Annotated in this window: 14 protein-coding genes; 8 read left to right on the top strand and 6 right to left on the bottom strand. The window is 65.0% G+C overall.

Annotated elements, in window-relative coordinates; all coding sequences use genetic code 11:
- Positions 1-206: 206 nt before the first annotated feature.
- The 3 genes from tldD to AB4Y32_RS06235 all read right to left on the bottom strand — a co-directional run bounded on the left by tldD (position 207) and on the right by AB4Y32_RS06235 (position 7,034).
- Positions 207-1,673, bottom strand: coding sequence for a metalloprotease TldD (gene tldD / locus AB4Y32_RS06245; RefSeq protein ID WP_368720476.1), 1,467 nt, complete (start codon positions 1,671-1,673; stop codon positions 207-209).
- Positions 1,674-1,772: 99 nt separating this feature from the next.
- On the bottom strand, positions 1,773-2,621 hold the full coding sequence (locus AB4Y32_RS06240; protein WP_368720475.1) for a carbon-nitrogen hydrolase family protein: 849 nt from the start codon (positions 2,619-2,621) through the stop codon (positions 1,773-1,775).
- Positions 2,622-2,798: 177 nt separating this feature from the next.
- Positions 2,799-7,034 carry a YhdP family protein gene (locus AB4Y32_RS06235; protein WP_368720474.1) on the bottom strand — a complete coding sequence of 1,412 codons (4,236 nt, stop codon included), beginning with the start codon at positions 7,032-7,034 and terminating at the stop codon, positions 2,799-2,801.
- A 186-nt stretch (positions 7,035-7,220) separates the two neighbouring features.
- Between AB4Y32_RS06235 and glnE the strand changes: the two genes are divergently transcribed.
- Positions 7,221-10,013 (top strand): bifunctional [glutamate--ammonia ligase]-adenylyl-L-tyrosine phosphorylase/[glutamate--ammonia-ligase] adenylyltransferase, encoded by a 2,793-nt coding sequence (gene glnE, locus AB4Y32_RS06230; protein ID WP_368720473.1) that lies wholly within the window; start codon positions 7,221-7,223, stop codon positions 10,011-10,013.
- Between the two features lie 70 nt (positions 10,014-10,083).
- On the opposite strand, the gene recN is transcribed toward glnE, so the two are convergent.
- Together recN and AB4Y32_RS06220 are read right to left on the bottom strand one after the other, a co-directional pair.
- Complete coding sequence (gene recN / locus AB4Y32_RS06225) at positions 10,084-11,751, bottom strand: DNA repair protein RecN (RefSeq protein ID WP_368720472.1); 1,668 nt, start codon at positions 11,749-11,751, stop codon at positions 10,084-10,086.
- 79 nt (positions 11,752-11,830) lie between these two features.
- Positions 11,831-12,733 carry an NAD kinase gene (locus tag AB4Y32_RS06220; RefSeq protein WP_090870766.1) on the bottom strand — a complete coding sequence of 301 codons (903 nt, stop codon included), beginning with the start codon at positions 12,731-12,733 and terminating at the stop codon, positions 11,831-11,833.
- 306 nt (positions 12,734-13,039) lie between these two features.
- On the opposite strand from AB4Y32_RS06220, the gene hrcA reads away from it, so the two are divergent.
- The 3 genes from hrcA to AB4Y32_RS06205 all read left to right on the top strand — a co-directional run bounded on the left by hrcA (position 13,040) and on the right by AB4Y32_RS06205 (position 15,829).
- Entirely contained in the window at positions 13,040-14,059 is a 1,020-nt protein-coding gene (gene hrcA / locus AB4Y32_RS06215) for a heat-inducible transcriptional repressor HrcA (protein WP_368720471.1), read from the top strand.
- A 194-nt stretch (positions 14,060-14,253) separates the two neighbouring features.
- A complete protein-coding gene (hemH, locus tag AB4Y32_RS06210; RefSeq protein ID WP_368720470.1) occupies positions 14,254-15,324 on the top strand; it encodes a ferrochelatase in 1,071 nt (356 codons plus the stop codon).
- Positions 15,325-15,421: 97 nt separating this feature from the next.
- Positions 15,422-15,829: an RNA-binding S4 domain-containing protein gene (locus AB4Y32_RS06205; protein ID WP_368720561.1), complete on the top strand. Its 408-nt coding sequence runs from the start codon at positions 15,422-15,424 to the stop codon at positions 15,827-15,829.
- Here the strand turns inward: AB4Y32_RS06205 and AB4Y32_RS06200 are convergent.
- Positions 15,801-15,962 (bottom strand): hypothetical protein, encoded by a 162-nt coding sequence (locus AB4Y32_RS06200; RefSeq protein ID WP_162849223.1) that lies wholly within the window; start codon positions 15,960-15,962, stop codon positions 15,801-15,803. The two genes, AB4Y32_RS06205 and AB4Y32_RS06200, sit on opposite strands and share 29 nt — an antisense overlap.
- 345 nt (positions 15,963-16,307) lie before the next feature.
- Between AB4Y32_RS06200 and grpE the strand changes: the two genes are divergently transcribed.
- From grpE to dnaJ, 4 genes are all read left to right on the top strand, one after another.
- Complete coding sequence (gene grpE, locus AB4Y32_RS06195) at positions 16,308-16,907, top strand: nucleotide exchange factor GrpE (RefSeq protein ID WP_368720469.1); 600 nt, start codon at positions 16,308-16,310, stop codon at positions 16,905-16,907.
- Positions 16,908-16,925: 18 nt separating this feature from the next.
- Complete coding sequence (locus AB4Y32_RS06190) at positions 16,926-17,447, top strand: thioredoxin family protein (protein WP_368720468.1); 522 nt, start codon at positions 16,926-16,928, stop codon at positions 17,445-17,447.
- A 152-nt stretch (positions 17,448-17,599) separates the two neighbouring features.
- On the top strand, positions 17,600-19,552 hold the full coding sequence (gene dnaK / locus AB4Y32_RS06185) for a molecular chaperone DnaK (protein ID WP_368720467.1): 1,953 nt from the start codon (positions 17,600-17,602) through the stop codon (positions 19,550-19,552).
- Positions 19,553-19,814: 262 nt separating this feature from the next.
- The gene (gene dnaJ, locus AB4Y32_RS06180; RefSeq protein WP_368720466.1) at positions 19,815-20,948 is read left to right on the top strand and encodes a molecular chaperone DnaJ; all 1,134 of its coding nucleotides are present in this window, start codon (positions 19,815-19,817) and stop codon (positions 20,946-20,948) included.
- Positions 20,949-20,951 lie beyond the last annotated feature (3 nt).

Raw genomic sequence — 20,951 nt, 5'->3', positions numbered from 1 at the left:
CCCCTCTCGATCCGCCAGCGGTCTGAGATGCCCAAAAGAAATAAAAATAAAACTTGGCGGACATGGCGAAAAGGGATGGCTCGTCAAAAAGGTTGAATCGCTTTATAACCCGGAGATTGCTCGGCTGGCAAGCCGTATGCCCGGAAAATGCGGAAAATCCGCACAATTCCAGCTAGTGGTGCGCGAATCGTGCGCCAAACGCGAAATCAGACTGTTCCGCCGACCGTCATCTTCTCGATGCGCAGCGTCGGCTGGCCCACGCCGACGGGCACGCTCTGGCCTTCCTTGCCGCAGACGCCGACGCCCGTGTCCAGCGACATGTCGTTGCCGATCATGCTCACGTACTTGAGCGATTCCGGGCCGCTGCCGATCAGCGTTGCGCCCTTGACGGGATACGTGATTTTGCCGTCTTCGATCATGTACGCTTCGGACGCCGAGAACACGAACTTGCCGTTTGTGATGTCGACCTGGCCGCCGCCGAAGTTCACCGCATAAAGCCCGTTCTTCACGGAAGCGATGATTTCCTGCGGGTCCTTGTCGCCGTTGAGCATGTACGTGTTGGTCATGCGCGGCATCGGCAGCGCGGCGTACGATTCGCGGCGCGCGTTGCCCGTCACGGGCATTTTCATGAGGCGCGCGTTCAGTGTGTCCTGGATATAGCCCTTCAGGATGCCGTCTTCGATCAGCGTCGTGCACTGCGTCGGGTTGCCTTCGTCGTCGATGTTCAGCGAGCCGCGGCGGTTCGGCAGCGTGCCGTCGTCGACCACGGTGACGCCCTTCGCCGCCACCTGCTCGCCGATGCGGCCCGCGAACGCCGACGACCCCTTGCGGTTGAAGTCGCCTTCGAGGCCGTGGCCGATCGCTTCGTGCAGCAGCACGCCGGGCCAGCCCGGTCCGAGCACGACCGTCATCGCGCCGGCGGGCGCCGGACGCGCGTCGAGATTGACGAGTGCCGCGTGAACCGCGTCATCCACGTACTTCGACAGGATTTCGTCGGTGAAATAGCCGTAGTCGTAGCGGCCGCCGCCGCCGCCGCTGCCGATTTCGCGGCGGCCGTTCTGTTCGGCGATCACCGTCACCGACACCCGCACGAGCGGGCGGATGTCCGCCGCCAGCGCGCCGTCGCTGCGTGCGACCAGCACCACATCGTATTCGCCCGCGAGACCCGCCATTACCTGCGTGATGCGCGGATCGCGGCTGCGCGCCATCTGCTCGATGCGTTCGAGCAGCTTGACCTTGGCCGTTGCGTCGAGCGAATGCAGCGGATCGGACGGCAGGTAGAGATCGCGTCCGGACACGCCCGTCAGCGTCGACGCCGCCTTGATCTTCTGCTTGCCGCCGCCTGCCTTGGCAATCGCGCGCGTCGCGATCGCGGCCTGGCGGATCGCTTCGGGCGACAGGTCGTCCGAATACGCGAAAGCCGTGCGGTCGCCGGACACGGCGCGCACGCCGACGCCCTGGTCGATGCTGAAGCTGCCCGACTTGACGATGCCTTCCTCCAGGCTCCAGGCCTCGCTGCGCGTCGCCTGGAAATAGAGGTCGGCGTAATCGACGCGATGCGTGAAGATCTCGGCGAGCGTGCGGGTCAGCACGGCTTCGTCGAGGCCGTAGGGTGTGAGGAGCACGTCTTTGGCCGTCGCGAGATTACGGATGCTGGGTTCGATGATGTTCATGCGAAGTTCGCTCGATTCAGGGTATTCGGTTGCGTGCACACCCGTCAGATGGGTGACGGCTGCGGCACTTTCAATGCATGCGGTTCAAATCAAACGTAGTCAGCTGAGCACGCGGTGACGCCAGGCCGGCAGGCTTTGCCGGACTTCGTCGATGCGTGAGCGCTCGATATTGCCCGCAACGACGCCCGCGCCTTCGTCGCGCACGTCGATGATTTCGCCCCACGGGTCGATCAGCATGCTGTGGCCCCACGTGCGCCGGCCATTCTCGTGCTTGCCGCCCTGCGCGGCGGCGAGCACGTAGCACTGGTTCTCGACGGCTCGCGCGCGCAGCAGCGTTTCCCAGTGCGCGCGGCCCGTCGTGTACGTGAATGCGGACGGCACGACGATCAGCGCGCAGTCGCCCATGCGCCGGTATAGCTCGGGAAAGCGTAGATCGTAGCAGACGGACAGGCCCACGCGCCCGAACGGCGCGTCGAACGTGCGGACGGTGTCGCCTGGGCGGATCGTGCGCGCTTCGTCAAACGATTCCTCGCCCTTCTCGAAGTTGAACAGGTGGATCTTGTCGTAGCGCGCGGCTTCGTCACCTTGCGGATCGAACACGAGCGTCGTGTTCAGCACGCGCGTCGCGTCGGGCGCCGTCAAAGGCAGCGTGCCGCCGATCACCCACACCTTGTGCCGGCGCGCGGCGTCGGCGAGAAAGCGCTGGATCGGTCCATCGCCGTAGGGTTCGCGCACGGTGAGCTTGTCGGTTTCCTTGTAGCCCATGAAGCAGAAGTACTCGGGCAACAGGACGAGCTGCGCGCCATCGGCGGCGGCTTGCGCGATCAGGCGTTCGGCATCGGCGAGATTGCGGTCGCGCTCCGGCGTGCTCACCATCTGCAGCGCGGCGACGCGGAAGGGGCCAGCGTGGGGGAATGACTTCGCGGACTGCGTGTTCAGGTCGCTCATAGGCGTTCGAAAGACTCCTGCCAAAAGACTTCTGCTGACTTCTGCCAAAAGGATCGGCGCAAAGGCGCGGCACCGGCGCGCTGCAGAAAAGGGATGCCAGCTGCGGCTCCGCACTTCCGGGCGGCCGACACGGGCACGTGCCATGCAGTGCCCGAGCGGGTCAGGAGCGCGTTTCGCTCAATTGGGCGCCGCGACGGCGGCCGGCGCGTTCATATTACCGCGATCGGTGTGGACCCGCTCGACGTGCGGCTTGGCCCACGAACCCGTGATCGTGTAGTCGACCGCGAACGCATGTTCGATCGAATGCGACAGCGCGATATCGGCGACCAGCGCGCCCAGTCCGAGCAGCGGGTTGATCACGGCCGCTGCGACCACGCCCGCGCCCGCGCTGACGGTCGGCACGATATGCACATTCAGGTCCTGGGTTTCGTGCGGCAGGTCGACGGAGCCCTTCATTTGGGCGCGCGCGGGCGCCGTCACCATCTCGAAGTCGTTCGTCGTGCCGATGCCGTTCTCGACCCGTGCCGTGCCCGTCACGTGCTCGAACGGCAGCCCTTCGCCGATCACGTCGCGGAAATCCATCGACGCGTAGCGCGCCAGGCTTTGCAGGCTCAGCACGCCGAGCAGCTTCGCGACGCCCGGATCGACCTTGAGAATCTGTCCGTGCCGCAGATCGGCGGCGAGATTCCCATTGAGCGTCGGATAGTCGGGTTTCGTCGGACCGCCGCGCCAGCCCAGCTTGCCCGACACCGATCCTTCGCCCGCCTTCAGCGTGCGCGGCAGTCCCGCGCGCTCGAGCAGGGCGCCCGCATCCTTGATGTCGAGCTTGAAATCGAGTTCGGTGCTGCGCTCGGCCTCGTCGTCCTGGTTCGCGCCGTAGTTGCGGCCCGTGCGCCAGTTCGCGGTCGCCTTGAGCGTCGCGGCCGGGTTGCTGATGTCGAGCGAATCGAGTTGCCAGACGGGCGTGCCGTTGTCCTCGAAGTTGTGCGCGTTGACCTCCAGCTTGCCGAAATTGCGCCCGCGCACGATCAGCTCGTTGACGACGAGATCGATCGACGGAATGTTCTGCGCCGGCTGGTTGATGGCTGGGCCGAGCAGATCGTTTTCGGCCACGGACGGAATCACGAGCCGCGCGAGGCGCGCCTGCAGCGTGCCCGGCGAGCCCGGCGTCGCGCCCGGCAGCCACGACACGTGCCCCGACACCTGATTCGACGCGATGTTCGCCTGCCACTGCTTGTCGTAGTGCGACGCGCCGACCACCACGCTTTCCCAGCGGCGCTTGAGCAGCGTCAGCGTGCCGATGTGCACGGCGAAGCGATTCGGCATGAACTGCACGGCCGTCGCGCTGGGCGGCATCGGCGCGACGCCTTCGTTCGCCTTGCGCATCTGCACGAAGAGGGCGCGCCAGGCGTCGGCGTCGAGCGCGTCGATGTCGACGGCGGCCGTCACGCCCTCCGACGGCAGATCGGCGGGCCGGTTCACGCCGACGGCGCCGCGCACGACTTCGGGCGGTTGTCCGGGCGCGTGCCGGAGCAGATAGGTCGCGGCGATTGGGCCGAACGTGAGATCGGCGCGCTGCAAGGCATTGCTGTTGCCGTTGCCTTCCGCGACGGCGCTACCGCCTTCGTTCGCAACAGTTGGCCGGAACGTGAAATCGAGCGGCATCGGCATGCCGATGGGCTTGTTGAACGGCGCGGGGAAATCGAGCGCGAGCCCCGTCAGGTCCGAATGAACGGCAACATCCGGCAAGTGGCCTTTGGCGCCGCGCACGCTCATGTCGTACGGCGCGCTGCCGTTCATCCGCGTCAGCACTTGCGCGGGCAGGCCGCGAAGGTTCAGTCCGCGCGCAGCATCGACGGCGACATGCCCCGACACGTCGAGTGCGTAGGCGCCGCTCGCGTTCAGCCCGCCTTTCGCGCGCACGTCCCCGCCCATGAACTGCCCCGTGAGCCCGTCGACCTGCGCCGTGTGGTCGGTGAAGCGCACCTTGCCGCGCAGTTGCGACAGCGGCGGGACGTTGTCCATCGACAGCCTGTCGTTCTCGAACGCAAGCGAGCCCTCCACCGCGACGCGCGGCTTCGGCGGCGCGCCGGGCGTGGGCAACGTGCGCGGCACCGTCAGCTTGAGCGCGAGCGCGGCGGGGCCGTCGGCATGGAGCTTTTCGAGCTGATGTTTCGCCATGCCGCCGAGCGCGCTGTTGTTCACGTAATCGAGCATGTCGGCGAGCGGCCCGTGCGCGTCGCCCGTGATGACGAGGCTCGATGTGCGCGTGCCCAGGTCGTCGATCTTGCCCGTCACCTTGTCGAGCGCGATGCGCTTGTAATGGGCGCGCTCGGCGTCGAAGCGCAGCAGGTTCTCTTTCAGCTGAAACTCGCCGTCGATGCCGTCGAGCGCGGGCCATACGTTCGGCGTGCCGTTCTTCAGCGTGCGCGGCGGGTACGGCGACGGATCGAAGCGGCCGCCCTTGAACGGCGCGACGATCCGGAAGACGCCCGCCTTCGGATCGCGCGAATAGGGGAATTTGTCGAGATTGCCGTGAATCTCGATCGTCGCGCCGCGCGACATGCCCGCCTGCAAACCGTGGCCCAGATAGATGCGCAGCTTTTCGCTGATGCTGGTCGGCAGATAGCGCGTGATGCGCGCGACCTGCGCGCGCTCGAACTCGGCCTTCAGATCGAGCGAGCCGCGCCCGCTGCCGACGTTCGAATAGCTGGCCGTCGCCTTCGCGGCCGTGTCCGCGTTCGACACATTCAGCTCCGACACCTGCACGTCGAATGCCTTGTGCCGCTGCCCTGGCGCGACGGCGGGCGCGATCGTCCATGTGCCTTTGCCGCTCAGATGGTCGAACTTCAGGCGCGGATCGTCGAACACGCCGGGCATCGTGATCGCCGCGTTCGCCGTGTCGATGGCGAGCGCGCCGTGCCGTTCGTCGGCGTCGACGTTGCCCCACAGATTCTCGATGCCCGGAATGCCCGCGCGCGGGTGATTTCTCGCGGTGAGGCCAGGCGGCGGCTCTTGCGCGGCGATGCTGATGCCTTGCAGGTCGCCCTTGAAGCGATAGCGGATGATCGGCTCCGCGCCCGGCTCGCGATGCTCGCTCGCGGCTTCGCCCGAATCGGGCTTGCCGCGCTCGACTTCGATCGTGTAGTCGGCGACGAGGCCGCGCGGGTTGTAGCGCACGAGGTTGTTCAGGAGGCGCTTCGGCAGCGGCAGCGCGCGGCTGAATTCAGCGAGGATGCCGAGGTCGACGCGGTCGCCCGTGATGCTGATCAGCTGTCCGTGCTGGACACTCGGCACACGGTAACGGCTCGACAGCGTATGAAAGGCGAGGATGCGGGCGACGGGCGTGCCGTCGTCGAGCGGCGGCTGGCCGAGTTCGGCGCGCAGATCGCGCAGATCGAGAGTCCATTCGTCGGCGTCGTGCGCGACGGCCCACGAAAAACGCGCGACGGGCACGTCGAGTTTCGGCTGCGTCGGCTTCACGCGCAGCGCGATGCTGTTGCCCGACAGTTCACCGGCCGCGGACCTCACGCGGCCTTGCGTGAACTGCAGCCAGATCGCGTTGTCGATGCGGCCGGCGTAGGTTTCGATAGGGAAATCCATGTAGCGGGCGAGCATCGGCAGATCGACGGGGCCTGTCGAGATATACGCCTCGCCCGTCCAGTTGATCGGCTTGCCCATCGCCCCGAGGCGCGCGTGACGGAAGTTCGCGCGGAAGTCGAGCGGGCCGAACAGCACTTTGCCGTCGGGCGGCGCCTGAAGCGCGAGCTTGTGATCGTAGCCGTCGCTGAGAATGGCGAGCCGGATGTTCTGCAAGGCGATCTCGGGTGCATCGCGGCGTGTATCGTGCCAGCGCAGCGTGCCGCCGCGCAGGATCATCGCCTGTTGGCGCAACAGCCACGTGCTGAACGTGTCATTGCCCGTGTGGGCCGTCGGTACCATCACGCCCGCGATGGTGAGCGAGCCGTCCGTCTCACGCTCGACGAGCAGATCCGGTTTGTCGATGATCACGCTGGAAAGAATGGGCGCGAGCTTCCAGACGGACGACCACGACACGGTCGCGCTCGCATGCGGAATCATCAGCGCGACTTTGCCGTCTCGATTGGTGATGGTGACGTTGGTGGCTTCGAGTCCTGGCTGGAAGCCTGTCCAATGCGGCGCTAGCTTGCCGATCTTGAGCTGGGCGTGGATCTTTTCGGAGACGGCTGCCTCGATTCTCGGCCGGAAGGAGTCGGCGTACGGCAGCACGAGGTAACGCAGGCCGAGAACGGCCAGCAGGACGACGAAGTACAGGAAGAGCGCGATGGAGAGCAGGACTCGCAGCGTGTGGCGCAGCACCACATGATCGCTTCCGCCTACGGGCTTGACGCGTCCGGCTTCATGCGGGTCGGCGGATGAGTTTCGCTCGGACATGCTGCGACGGGGTAGGCATATGGTAGTTTTGCGGTTCTAACGACGAAATGTATCACACGGACCAGTGGCCAAGGCCGTGAGGCGCGGTGCGTGTGCGCGAGGCCACACGGGACGCCGGCGGCATGCGCGAGCGTCGGCCGCGATAACCCTGAGCCCCAATAGAGCAACAAGCGAGCCAGATCTTTGATGACCGAACCATCCCTGTTGAGTTCCAGCTATTCGCACTACGCGTCGCGTGCCTTCGCGGCGCAACCCGGTCTCGCGGCGCGCGTCGCGGCGCTGGCGGCGGCGCCCATCACCCGGCAGCGCATCGACGCGCGGCTCGAAGCGCTTGCCGCAGCATTGCGGGCGGCGCCCGATGCGCCTCTTTCCGAAGACGCGTTGAAAAAGGCGCTGCGTCAGCTTCGTACTGAAGTGTTTTGCGCAGTGATGGAGCGCGACCTGGCGGGCGCGGCCGACGTAGCCGAAGTGACGGGCACGATGACCGACCTCGCCGAAGCGACCATCCAGCGCGCGATGGCCGTCGTTTCAGCCGATCTCAAAGCGCTCTTCGGCGAGCCGCGCGGCTCGCAGGGCGAGCGGCTGTCGCTGGGCGTGGTCGGCATGGGCAAGCTGGGCGGGCGCGAGCTGAACGTATCGTCGGACATCGACCTGATTTTCGTCTACGAAGACGATGGCGAGACGACGGGCGGCCAGCGCTCGCCCATCGCGACGCAGGACTTCTTCACGCGTCTCGGCAAGCGGCTGATTGCGGCGCTCGCCGAAGTGACGGCCGACGGCTACGTGTTTCGCGTCGACATGCGGCTGCGGCCGAATGGCGATTCGGGGCCGCTCGTGTGCAGTCTCGGCATGCTCGAAGAGTATTTCTACGTGCAGGGCCGCGAATGGGAACGCTACGCGTGGATCAAGGGGCGGCTCGTGTCCGCGCTGGCAAGCGAGTCGGCGCGCAGGCTCTCGAAGCAGCTCGACTCGATCGTGAAGCCGTTCGTCTACCGGCGTTACCTGGATTTCGGCGTGATCAGCGCGATTCGTTCGCTGCATCTGCAGATTCGCCAGGAAGCGCAGCGTCGGGCGTCGATGCGCCCGGATAAAGCCGACGACATCAAGCTTGGCCGCGGCGGCATCCGCGAGATCGAGTTCAGCGCACAGGTGTTCCAGCTGATACGCGGCGGCCAGGACGCGGGCTTTCGCGTGCGTCCGACGCTCGGCGTGCTGACGCACGCGGCCGCGCGCGGTCTCGTTTCGCCGGAAGTGTGCGCGGATCTGTCGAGCGCGTATCTGTTCCTGCGCGAGCTCGAGCACCGCTTGCAATACCGCAACGACGCGCAAACCCACGCGATGCCCGTCGATCCCGGCGAGCGCGCGCATCTCGCGAAGTCGATGGGCTTTGACGATTACGCGTCGCTGACGGCGAAGCTCGAAGCGCATCGCGAGCTGGTCGAACAGCAGTTCGACCAGATTTTCGCCGACAAGGTGAGCGGGCAGGGTGGCTGCGGCGCGCCCGAAGACGGCGCGGCGGCATGGGTCTGGAGCAGCGCGCTCGCCGACGACGGCGCTGACGAAGCGCTCGCTGCGCGTCTCGTCGAGTTGGGCATCGACGCGCCAGGCGATCTGCTGGCGCGTCTCAAGGCCGTGTGGCAGTCGTCGCGCTATGCGGGTCTCGCGGAGCGCAGCCGGCAGCGCTTCGACATCGTCGCGCAGCGCGCACTCGAGGCCGCGCGCACGCTTGAGCCGCCCGAGCGGCGGGCCGATATTCTCGTGCGCCTGTTCGATCTGCTCGAAGGCGTCGGACGGCGCGGCGCGTATCTCGCGCTGCTGACGGAGTATCCGCAGGCGCTGCATCGTGTGCTGTCGGTGCTGGGCGCGTCGCGTTGGGCGGCCGGCTATCTGATCCGCCATCCGCAACTGCTCGACGAGCTGCTCGACGACGAAGCGATGGCGAGCCCGTTCGACTGGCCCGAGTTCAAGCGCGCGCTGCGTGCGAGGCTCGCTGCTGCCGACGGGGTCGAGCAGCAGATGGACCTGCTGCGCCACGCGCATCAGGCCGAAGTGTTCCGCATTCTGCTGATCGATCTGGCGGGCAAGCTGAGCGTCGAGCATGTCAGCGACCGGCTGTCCGAACTCGCGGACGCCGTGCTCGACGTGACGATCGAAGCAGTCTGGAACCTGTTGGCGAAGCGCCATCGCGAGGTGCCGCGCTTCGCGATCATCGCGTACGGCAAACTCGGCGGAAAGGAGCTCGGCTACGCATCGGACCTCGATCTGATCTTTCTCTACGACGACCCGGACGACAACGCGTCCGACATCTACGCGACGTTCACGCGCCGCCTGATCACGTGGCTCACGACGGCGACGGGCGCGGGCATCCTCTTCGACGTCGACTTGCGGCTGCGTCCGAACGGCGAGTCGGGTCTGCTCGTGACGGACCTCGACGCGTTCCGCCGTTATCAGCTGCGCGAAGGCGACGCGGCCAATACGGCATGGGTCTGGGAGCACCAGGCGCTCACGCGTGCGCGCTATTGCGCGGGCGATCCCGAGATCGGCGCGAAGTTCGAGGCGATCCGCGAGCAGGTGCTGACGACGCCGCGCGACGCGGCTGCGCTCGCCGCCGAGATCGTCGATATGCGCCGGCGTGTCGAAGAGGGCCATCCGAATCGCACCGAACTGTTCGATCTGAAGCACGATCGCGGCGGCATGGTCGATATCGAGTTCGCCGTGCAGTACTGGGTGCTGCTGCATGCGGCGCGCGATCCCGAGCTGATCCGCAACACGGGCAACATCGCGTTGCTGCGCGAAGTGTCGCGCTTCGGCCTAATGAGCGGAGAAGAGGCGGATACCGTCGGCGCGGCTTACCGGACGTATCGCAAGCTGCAGCACAAGCTGCGGCTCGACGGCATGGAAAAGGCGCGCGTCGAGCCGCGGACCGTAGAGAAGGAACGCGAGGCCGTGTTGCGCTTGTGGAAGCGGGTATTCGGATAGGGGATAGCGCGGTGCTGCGGCGAGCGTGTTCGTTTCACGGCGCTCTCTGAGGACGAGCGCCGTTCGGGACTCAGGCAGTCGTGAGCATTTCCTTCGCGTGCTTGCGTGTGGTGGCCGTGATCTCCAGGCCGCCCAGCATGCGCGCGACTTCTTCGATACGGCTCGTCTTGTCCAGCGACGTGACAGTGCTGATCGTACCGCCCTTGCCGTTCCCGCTCTTGGCGACCTGGAGGTGATGATCGCCGCGAGCCGCGACCTGCGGCAGGTGCGTCACGCACAACACCTGACGATGTTCGCCGAGCTGATGCAGCAGGCGCCCGACCACTTCCGCGACGCCGCCGCCGATACCTGTGTCCACTTCGTCGAAGATCAGCGTCGGCGTAGGACTTGCCGTGCTGGCGATCACTGCGAGCGCGAGACTGATACGCGCGAGCTCGCCGCCCGACGCCACTTTCGCGAGCGGCCGCAGCGGCACGCCCGCATGGCCGGCGACGCGGAATTCGATCTGCTCCATCCCGTGCGCGCCGCCTTCGGGCAGCGGCACGAGCGCGACTTCGAAGCTGCCGCCCGCCATCGACAATTCCTGCATGCCCGTCGTCACGGCCGCGCCCAGCGCCTTCGCGGCCTTCGCTCGCGCCTTCGACAGCACCTTCGCTTCGGCAAGGTACGCGTCCTTCGCCTTGGCCTCGGCGGCACGGAGCGCGTCGAGATCGGCGGCGGCATCGAGCTTTGCGAGCTGCTCGCGGCGCTCCTGATGCTCTTGCGGCAGCGCCTCGGGCTGCAGACGGAACTTGCGCGCAGCCGAGTGCAGCGCATCGAGGCGCTTCTCGACCTGAGCGAGCCGATCGGGATCGAGTTCGAGCCGCTGCGCGTAATGGCTCAGCGAGTACGCGGCTTCTTGCAACTGGATTTCGGCTGGCTCCAGCGCGGCGAGCGCGTCGTTCAGCTCGGGATCGATCTCGGCGAGATCGCGCAGCTTCGAGATGATCGACGACAGATGCCCGATCATCGCGTCGTCGGATTCGGATAGCGCGGACAGCGCGCCCTGCACGCCGTCGATCAGATTCGCCGAATGCGACAGCCGCCGGTGCTCCGCGTTGACCTCTTCCCACTCGCCGGGCTGCGGCGCGAGCTTGTCCAGTTCGGCGAGTTGCCACGCGAGCCGCTCGCGTTCCAGTTGCAGTTCGCGGTCTTTTGTCTGCGCCGTTTCGACGGCTTGCGCTGCATCGCGCCACGCACGCCACGCGCGCGTAACGGCAGCCGTCGTGTCGAGCAGCCCCGCGTGCGTATCGAACAGATCGCGTTGCGCGTCGGTCCGCATCAGGAGCTGATGCGCGTGCTGCCCGTGAATATCGACGAGCATTTCGCCGACTTCGCGCAGTTGCGTCAGCGTCGCTGCCGTGCCGTTGATGAACGCGCGCGACCGGCCGTTCGCATCGATCACGCGCCGCAGCATCACCGTGTCGTCATGTTCCGGCTCTCCCGCGGCGAGCGCCTGCTCGTCGAGCCATGCATCGACGAGCGGGTGCGTTTCGAACTCCGCCGTGATGTCCGCGCGCGCTTCGCCCGTGCGCACGACGCTCGCATCGGCGCGCGAGCCGAGCGCCAGCGCGAGCGCATCGATCAGAATGGATTTGCCGGCGCCCGTTTCGCCGGAGAAGACGGTAAAGCCGCTGTCGAATTCGAGGTCGAGCGCGGCGACGATGACGAAGTCGCGTATCGAGAGGTGGCGGAGCATGGCTCGTCTTTCTGGCGTGGCTTTGTGTAATGGTTGGCGTTACGGTGTCTTGCTTTGTTTGCGGGCGGTGCGGGCCGGTTCAGTCGTCGGGATCGTCTTCGCGCGACGGGTATTCGTTCCAGTGCAGCTTCTTGCGCAGCGTCGCGTAATAGCTGTAGCCGACGGGATGCAGGAACGGCACCGTGTGGCGCGAACGGCGCACGTCGATCGTGTCGTTCAGTTCGAGCGCGGTGAACGACTGCATGTCGAAGTTCACGTTGACGTCGCGGCCCGAGATGATCTGGATGCTGACCTTCGAATCGTCGGGCAGCACGATGGGGCGGTTCGACAGCGCATGCGGCGCGATCGGCACGAGCACGAGGCCCTGAAGCTGCGGATGCAGGATCGGCCCCTGCGACGACAGCGCATAAGCCGTCGAGCCCGTCGGCGTCGCGACGATCAGGCCGTCCGAGCGCTGGTCGTACATGTAGCGCCCGTCTACCGATACGCGCAGTTCCGCCATTCCCGAAAAGCCCGAGCGGTTCACGACGACGTCGTTGAATGCGAGCGCGTGGTAGATCGGCTGGCCGTCGCGCATGATCCGCGATTCGAGCAGTGTGCGCTCTTCGCGCTCGAAGCTGCCCGAGAGCATCTGCGGGATGATCTCGCGCATGTCGGAGAACGGGATGTCCGTGATGAAGCCAAGCCGCCCGTGGTTGATGCCGATGAGCGGCGTCTTGTACGGCGCCAGTTGGCGGCCGATGCCGAGCATCGTGCCGTCGCCGCCGAGCACGATCGCGACGTCCGCGCGCGCGCCGATCTCGGCGGGGCGCAGCATTGGCCAGCGCGTCACGCCGATTTCCTGCGCCGTTTCCGCCTCGAACGCGACCTCGAAGCCGAGTTTTTCGACGCACGTGGCGAGCGCGGTCAGCGGTTCCCCGATGCCCGGCGTATTGCTGCGCCCGACGAGCGCAACGGTCTTGAACTGGCTGTTAGCTTGCATGCCGGCATTACACCATAGGTGCGACCCGAAAAGAACCGTTGGCGGCGGGCGCGCCGGGCGGGCGGATGCCCTGTCGCCGCGCGCTACCGTCCAGCCATTGGCCGATTATCGTTAGAATGGTGAAGTCCTGATGACAGACGTGACGACTGCATAGGTGAACGAGCGACGGCGCGAGCGCGGATGGGGTGCCGCGCGGCGCATGGCCTGAGGCAGCGCACCCGTTGCGCTGCGTGCGGGCGTGCGCTCGCCGCTGTATGGACGGCTGTTCGGTTCGCTGTTCGGTCATTACGCTAAAATTTCCTCGCCATGCTAGATCCTCGCGCACAAACCCTCCTGAAAACGCTGATCGAGCGATATATCGCTGAGGGTCAGCCGGTTGGCTCGCGCACATTGTCGCGGTACTCCGGGCTCGAGCTCAGCCCGGCGACTATCCGCAACGTGATGTCCGATCTGGAGGAACTGGGCCTCGTCATCAGTCCGCATACGTCGGCGGGACGCATTCCGACGCCACGCGGCTACAGGCTTTTCGTCGACACGATGCTGACCGTCGAGCCCGCCGCCGACGACGATGCCGTGATGCGCGCGGTCAAGACCACGCTTCTGCCCGGCGAGCCGCAGAAGGTGGTCGCGGCGGCAGCGAGCGTGCTGTCCAACCTGTCTCAGTTCGCGGGCGTGATCCTCACACCGCGCCGCAGTCACGTGTTCAAGCAGATAGAATTCCTGCGCCTGTCCGACAAGCGCATCCTGCTGATCATCGTGACGCCCGAAGGCGACGTGCAGAACCGCATCATGGCGACGCAGCGCGATTTCACGCCATCGCAGCTCACCGAGGCATCCAATTACATCAACGCACACTTCGCGGGCCTGTCGTTCGACGAGGTGCGCCGGCGTTTGCGCGAAGAGATCGACGAATTGCGCGGTGACATGACGACGCTGATGCACGCGGCCGTCACCGCGAGCACCGATGTCACCGAAACGGGCGAAACGGTGCTGATTTCCGGCGAGCGCAACCTGCTCGAAGTGGCCGATCTCTCTTCGGACATGGCGCGGCTGCGCAAGCTTTTCGATGTGTTCGATCAAAAGACGAGTCTCCTTCAGTTGCTCGACGTGTCGAGTCACGCGCAAGGCGTGCAGATTTTCATTGGCGGCGAGTCGAATCTCGTTCCCATCGAGGAGATGAGCGTCGTGACCGCGCCCTACGAGGTGAACGGCAAGATCGTCGGCACGCTCGGCGTGATCGGGCCGACGCGCATGGCGTACAACCGCGTGATTCCGATCGTCGACATCACCGCGCGCCTGCTTTCGATGACGCTCAGCCAGCAATAAGCCGAAGTAAAGACGCGCTGCATTCATCGGCACATCGCCGCCGTCCTGATGGTCATCATGCGCGGCGTTTTTCACCGTGCCAATTGGCCGAATGGCCAGGTATCGGCGGCCGACCGCGCCGCTATAATGTTCTCCAGTTCAATTCGTTCAATACGACCATTACGTGCCGCGCTTACGCGGCGTTTCTCCAGCCTATGCGCTTCGACCTCGAGCGACCTTCGCAGCCTGCCGCGGCACATCGTGTCGCCGTACTGCTCATCAACCTCGGTACGCCCGATGCGCCGACGCCTCGCGCCGTGCGGCGCTATCTCACGCAGTTCCTGTCCGATCCGCGCGTGGTCGAAATTCCATCGTTCCTGTGGCAGGTCATCCTGCGTCTGCTGATCCTGCCGTCTCGCGGCGTGGCCTCGGCGAAGAAGTACGCAGCCGTGTGGATGCAGGAGGGCTCGCCGTTGCGCGTGCATACGGAGAAGCAGGTGGAAGGGCTGCGGCATCTGCTGCAGGTGAACGGTTACGCGGTGATCGTCGACTACGCGATGCGCTACGGCACGCCCGGCATTCCCGCAATGCTCAACCAGCTCAAGCTGGCAGGCGCCGAGCGCATCCTGCTGATGCCGATGTACCCGCAGTATTCGTCGTCGACCACGGCCACAGCCTTCGACGACGCATTCGCCGCGCTCAAGCGGATGCGCAACCAGCCGGAAATCCGCACCGTGCGCCAGTACGCGGATCATCCCGCGTATGTCGCGGCGCTGGCCGCGCAGGTGAACCACTATTGGCACACACATGGCCGTCCCGATTTCGCGGCGGGCGACAAGCTCGTGTTGAGCTTCCACGGCGTGCCGAAGCGCACGCTCGACCTGGGCGATCCGTATCACGAGCAATGTCAGCAGACGGCGTCGCTGTTGATGCACGCGCTCGGGCTCACGCCGGTCGAGTGCCGCATTACGTTTCAGTCGCGCTTTGGCAAGACGGAGTGGCTGCAGCCTTATACGGCGCCGACGCTGAAGGAACTGGGCGCGGCGGGCGTGCGTCGCGCGGATGTGTTCTGCCCGGGCTTCACGGCCGACTGCCTCGAAACCATCGAGGAAATTGGCATGGAAGTGCGTGATGAATTCATTCGTGCAGGCGGGAAAGTTTTTCACGCAATTCCCTGTCTGAACGCGTCGCCCGCATGGATCGCGGCACTCGGCGAAATCGTCGCGCAGCATCTGCAAGGCTGGCCGGTTCAGGCGAACGCGCCGCAAAGCGCATCCGTGGCTTGAAATTCCGTGTCCGGCATGCAATGTGCTTTCATGTGCGGCTGACGTCTTTCCAGACGTGCTCCGTATGACCGCGCCTCGGGCGCTCGAAGAAGGACTGATGAACTACAAGATTTCTACCGAACCTGGCGCGCGCTTGCGCATCGACAAATGGCTATGGGCCGCGCGCTTCTTCAAGACGCGCTCGCTCGCGGCAGACGCCGTCGAGAAAGGCCGGGTGCGGATCGGCGGCGCGGCCGTGAAGCCGGCGAAGGATGTGCGCGTCGGCGATATGGTCGAGATCGAAATCGAACGGATCGTTTGGCAGGTCGAGGTGCTCGGGGTATGCGACGTGCGCGGCCCGGCGAGCGTCGCGCAGACGCTTTACGCGGAAACCGAAGAGAGCAGGCAGAAGCGCCAGATCGAGCACGAGAGGCGCAAGACGTATCACGAGCCGGCCGCCGGATTACATGGCCGGCCGACCAAGCGCGACAGACGCGTTATCGACAAAATTTCCAGTAGGGGTTGAACAGCTGTTCGATCGTCGCATGCACACCGCCGTACTCGGTGGTGCGGTCGTTGACGGCCCCGGACATGCAGATGGTCGTGGTGCCTGCAATGAGTACCATTGCGACCACCGATATAGCGAAGGTCAGTTTCACGGTACTCCCCTTGGAGATTGCAAGCGGAAACGGGCGGTCAGCCAGTGGTAAGGTGGGCGTCAGGTTAGGGTTAACGTGCCTTTTCGGACGCTCAAGACGAGTTTAGGACACTCGCGCAGCGCGCTCAATCTGATTATGATGACGCGCCTGAAATGCTTGTTACCGCGCATTTCCGGGCGCCTGCAAGGTGCAAAAAGCCCGGCGGGTGCCTTGAAATACGGCGTACGCGCCCTAAGTTGAGTGGTTAATGCGCGGCCGGCGGGTGCAGCGGCACGACGCCCATCGGGCGGTCCGCATGACCGCGCCGCCGTTTCTTGGCCTTAATTTTTTTTGAATTTCAGCGACATGGAAAACACGCAAGAGAAACCGACGAGCCAGAACCCCACGCCCGCCGACGAAGCGCGCCAGGCCGCAGAATCTGCATCGGGCGAGCAGCAGACACAGCAGCCGGAAGCGGGCGCTGCCGAACAGCCGGCGCAAGCCGCGCAGGCAGACGTCGAGGCCGCGCTGGCCGAAGCTCAGGCGAAAGTAGCTGAACTGCAGGAAAGCTTCCTGCGCGCGAAAGCGGAGACGGAAAACGTCCGCCGCCGCGGCCAGGAAGACGTCGCCAAAGCGCACAAGTTCGCGATCGAAAGTTTTGCCGAGCATCTGCTGCCTGTCGTCGACAGCCTCGAAGCCGCCGTTGTGCATTCGACCGACGATCTGGCAAAGGTGCGCGAAGGCGTCGAACTCACGCTGCGTCAGCTGACGGGCGCGCTCGAGAAAGGCAAGGTCGTCGCGTTGAACCCCGTCGGCGAGAAGTTCGATCCGCATCGCCATCAGGCTATTTCAATGGTGCCGGCCGAGCAGGAGCCGAACACCGTCGTCTCCGTGCTGCAAAAGGGCTACGTGATCGCCGATCGCGTGCTGCGTCCGGCGCTGGTGACGGTCGCGGCGCCCAAGTAAGCGCCTGTCCATACCGTCATGGCCGGCATACCCGTCGACAGCGCCGCATTCGCGACCTTCGGCATGCAGGAACTCACCGCTGAGACCTTCGATGCCGGGCTGCAGTCCGCGGGAGAGGATCTGGCCGTGGTGTTTTTCTGGGGGCTCGACTGCTACAACTGCGAGATCGCGAAGAAGGCGATGCTTGCGCAGCCGGACGCGATCCGCGCGCTCGGCCTGCGGTGGTTTCACAGCAACGTCTACGAGCATCGCGATCTCGCCCGGCGCTTCATGCTGCACGGCGTGCCGACATGGTTCTTCTTTCATCGCGGCAAGCGTCTCGGCCGGGCGACGGGCTGGCACGGCCTCACGCAGTTCGAAGCGGCCGTCGCCGCGGCTCGTGAGAAAATTCGCGCGGCCGGCGTAGGCACGGCCGGTCTAGGCGCGGCCGGCGTAGGCACGGCCGGTCCAGACGCGGCGGCTGGCTCGGGCGCATCCGGCCCAGGCGCCGCTGACGACGAGACCGACCAACCAGCCTCGGACAGCGGTCGCACCGATTGAAAAAATTTAATGACCGCATCGCGTTTGGGGTCTTGAAAACGATGCGGGCGCACTTATGTTGAGTGCAGGTTGAAATTCAGGGCGGGGCGCCCGGTGGCCGGATGGGCCAGCCAGCGATGCCCGCAACGATCAAAGTCAGGAGATTAGTAAAAATGGGCAAAATCATCGGCATCGACCTCGGCACCACCAACTCGTGCGTGGCGCTGATGGAAGGCAACCAGGTCAAGGTGATCGAGAACTCGGAAGGTGCTCGTACCACGCCGTCGATCATCGCCTATATGGACGACAACGAAGTGCTCGTCGGCGCGCCGGCGAAGCGTCAGTCGGTCACGAACCCGAAGAACACGCTGTACGCGGTCAAACGCCTGATCGGCCGCCGCTTCGAAGAAAAGGAAGTGCAGAAGGACATCGGCCTGATGCCCTACAAGATCGTCAAGCACGATAACGGCGACGCATGGGTCGAGGCGCACGGGCAAAAGCTCGCACCGTCGCAGGTGTCTGCCGAAGTCCTGCGCAAGATGAAGAAGACGGCTGAAGACTACCTCGGCGAGACGGTCACGGAAGCCGTGATCACGGTGCCGGCGTACTTCAACGACAGCCAGCGTCAAGCTACGAAGGACGCCGGCCGCATCGCCGGTCTGGAAGTCAAGCGGATCATCAACGAACCGACGGCGGCTGCGCTCGCGTTCGGTCTGGACAAGGCCGAAAAGGGCGACCGCAAGATCGCGGTGTTCGACCTGGGCGGCGGCACGTTCGATATCTCGATCATCGAAATCGCTGACGTGGACGGCGAAAAGCAGTTCGAAGTGCTGTCGACGAACGGCGATACGTTCCTCGGCGGTGAAGACTTCGACCAGCGCATCATCGACTACATCATCGGCGAGTTCAAGAAAGAGCAGGGCGTGGATCTGTCGAAGGACGTGCTCGCGCTGCAACGTCTGAAGGAAGCCGCTGAAAAGGCGAAGATCGAGCTGTCGTCGGGTCAGCAGACCGAAATCAACCTGCCGTACATCACGGCGGACGCATCGGGTCCGAAGCACCTGAACCTGAAGATCACGCGCGCCAAGCTGGAAGCGCTGGTCGAAGATCTGATCGAGCGCACGATCGAACCGTGCCGCATCGCGATCAAGGACGCAGGCGTGAAGGTCGGCGAAATCGACGACGTGATTCTCGTCGGCGGCCAGACGCGCATGCCGAAGGTGCAGGAAAAGGTGAAGGAGTTCTTCGGCAAGGAACCGCGCCGTGACGTGAACCCGGACGAAGCCGTTGCTGTTGGCGCGGCGATCCAGGGCCAGGTGCTGTCGGGCGACCGCAAGGACGTGCTGCTGCTCGACGTGACGCCGCTGTCGCTGGGCATCGAAACGCTCGGCGGCGTGATGACGAAGATGATCAACAAGAACACCACGATCCCGACGAAGCACGCACAGGTGTATTCGACGGCGGACGACAACCAGTCGGCCGTGACGATCAAGGTGTTCCAGGGCGAGCGCGAAATGGCGGCGGGCAACAAGCTGCTGGGCGAGTTCAACCTGGAAGGCATTCCGCCCGCACCGCGTGGCGTGCCGCAGATCGAAGTGACCTTCGACATCGACGCGAACGGCATCCTGCACGTCGGCGCGAAGGACAAGGCGACGGGCAAGGAAAACCGCATCACGATCAAGGCGAACTCGGGTCTGTCCGAAGCCGAAATCGAGAAGATGGTGAAGGACGCGGAAGCGAACGCGGAAGAAGACCACAAGCTGCGTGAACTGGCGGATGCCCGCAACCAGGGCGACGCGCTGGTCCACAGCACGAAGAAGGCGCTCACCGAGTACGGCGACAAGCTGGACGCGGGCGAGAAGGAAAAGATCGAAACCGCGCTGAAGGATCTCGAAGACACGCTGAAGAACAGCTCGAGCGACAAGGCTTCGATCGAAGCGAAGATCGAGACGGTTGCAACGGCGTCGCAGAAGCTCGGCGAAAAGATGTACGCCGACATGCAGGCGCAAGGTGCCGCAGGCGCCGCGGGTGCGGGTGGCGCGGCGGGCGCGGAAGCATCGGGCGCGAGCCAGCAACAGGCCGACGACGTCGTGGACGCCGAGTTCAAGGAAGTGAAGAAGGACTAAGCCGGGTTGCTCTTTAACCGCAAGGCTGCGCATAGCGATATGCGCAGCCCGGCTGCAAGAGGTTGGCGCCTGACGGAAGACCGGGGCGTTTGACCGGATCACGCGCCTGGCGAGCCTTTTTGGCTCTCCGGGCACATTTGTTTTATGGAGGGCGCGGCTTTTGACCCGTAATTGCGGTCGAGGCCCGAGCCTTACGAGTCGCGAGACTCCAGCATTCAAGAGGAGCCGCCGCGCCGCATTGCGCGGATGGCGTTGAACCGATATGGCGAAACGGGATTACTACGACGTTCTGGGTCTCGCAAAGAACGCGAGCGACGACGAAATCAAGAAGGCTTATCGCAAGCTCGCGATGAAGTACCACCCCGACCGCAATCCGGGCAACAAGGATGCGGAAGAGCATTTCAAAGAGGCGAAGGAAGCCTATGAAATGCTGTCGGACTCGCAAAAGCGCGCGGCCTATGATCAGTACGGCCACGCGGGCGTCGATCCGAACATGGCGGGCGCGGGCGCTCAGGGTTTCGGCGGTTTTGCCGACGCGTTCGGCGATATTTTCGGCGACATCTTTGGCCAGGCAGCGGGCGGTGGACGCGGCGGCCGCAGCGGTCCGCAGGTGTATCGCGGCGCCGACCTGCGCTACAGCATGGAAATCACGCTGGAGCAGGCCGCGCACGGTTACGATACTCAGATCCGCGTGCCGAGCTGGGTGTCGTGTGAAGTCTGCCATGGCTCGGGCGCAAAGCCGGGTACGAAGCCGGAAACCTGCCCGACCTGTAACGGCGCGGGCGCGGTGCGGATGTCGCAGGGCTTCTTCAGCATCCAGCAGACTTGTCCGAAGTGTCACGGCACGGGCACCTATATTCCCGAGCCTTGCACGCATTGCCACGGCGCGGGCAAGACGAAAGAAACCAAGACGCTGGAAGTGAAGATTCCGGCAGGCATCGACGACGGCATGCGCATCCGTTCGGCGGGCAACGGCGAGCCGGGCATCAACGGCGGTCCGTCGGGCGACCTGTACGTCGAGATTCATATCAAGGCGCACCCGGTATTCGAGCGCGACGGCGACGACCTGCATTGCCAGATGCCGATCCCGTTCACGAAGGCGGCATTGGGCGGCGAGATCGAAGTGCCGACGCTCGCAGGGCGCGCGAGCTTCACGGTGCCGGAAGGTACGCAGTCGGGCAAGACGTTCCGTCTGCGCAGCAAGGGCATCAAGGGTCTGCGCTCGAGCATTGCTGGCGATCTCTACGTGCATGTGCAGGTGGAAACGCCCGTCAAGCTCACCGAGTCGCAGCGCGAGTTGTTGCAGCAGTTCGAGAAGTCGCTGGTCGAAGGCGGCGCGCGTCATAGCCCGCAAAGCAAGAGCTGGTTCGACCGGGTCAAGAGCTTCTTCGACTAACGC

This window comes from Paraburkholderia phymatum, assembly GCF_040965635.1.
GTDB classification, from domain to species: Bacteria; Pseudomonadota; Gammaproteobacteria; order Burkholderiales; family Burkholderiaceae; genus Paraburkholderia; species Paraburkholderia phymatum_B.
The sequence above is the reverse complement of the archived record's forward strand: the minus strand, read 5'-3'. Positions and strand labels throughout refer to the sequence as shown.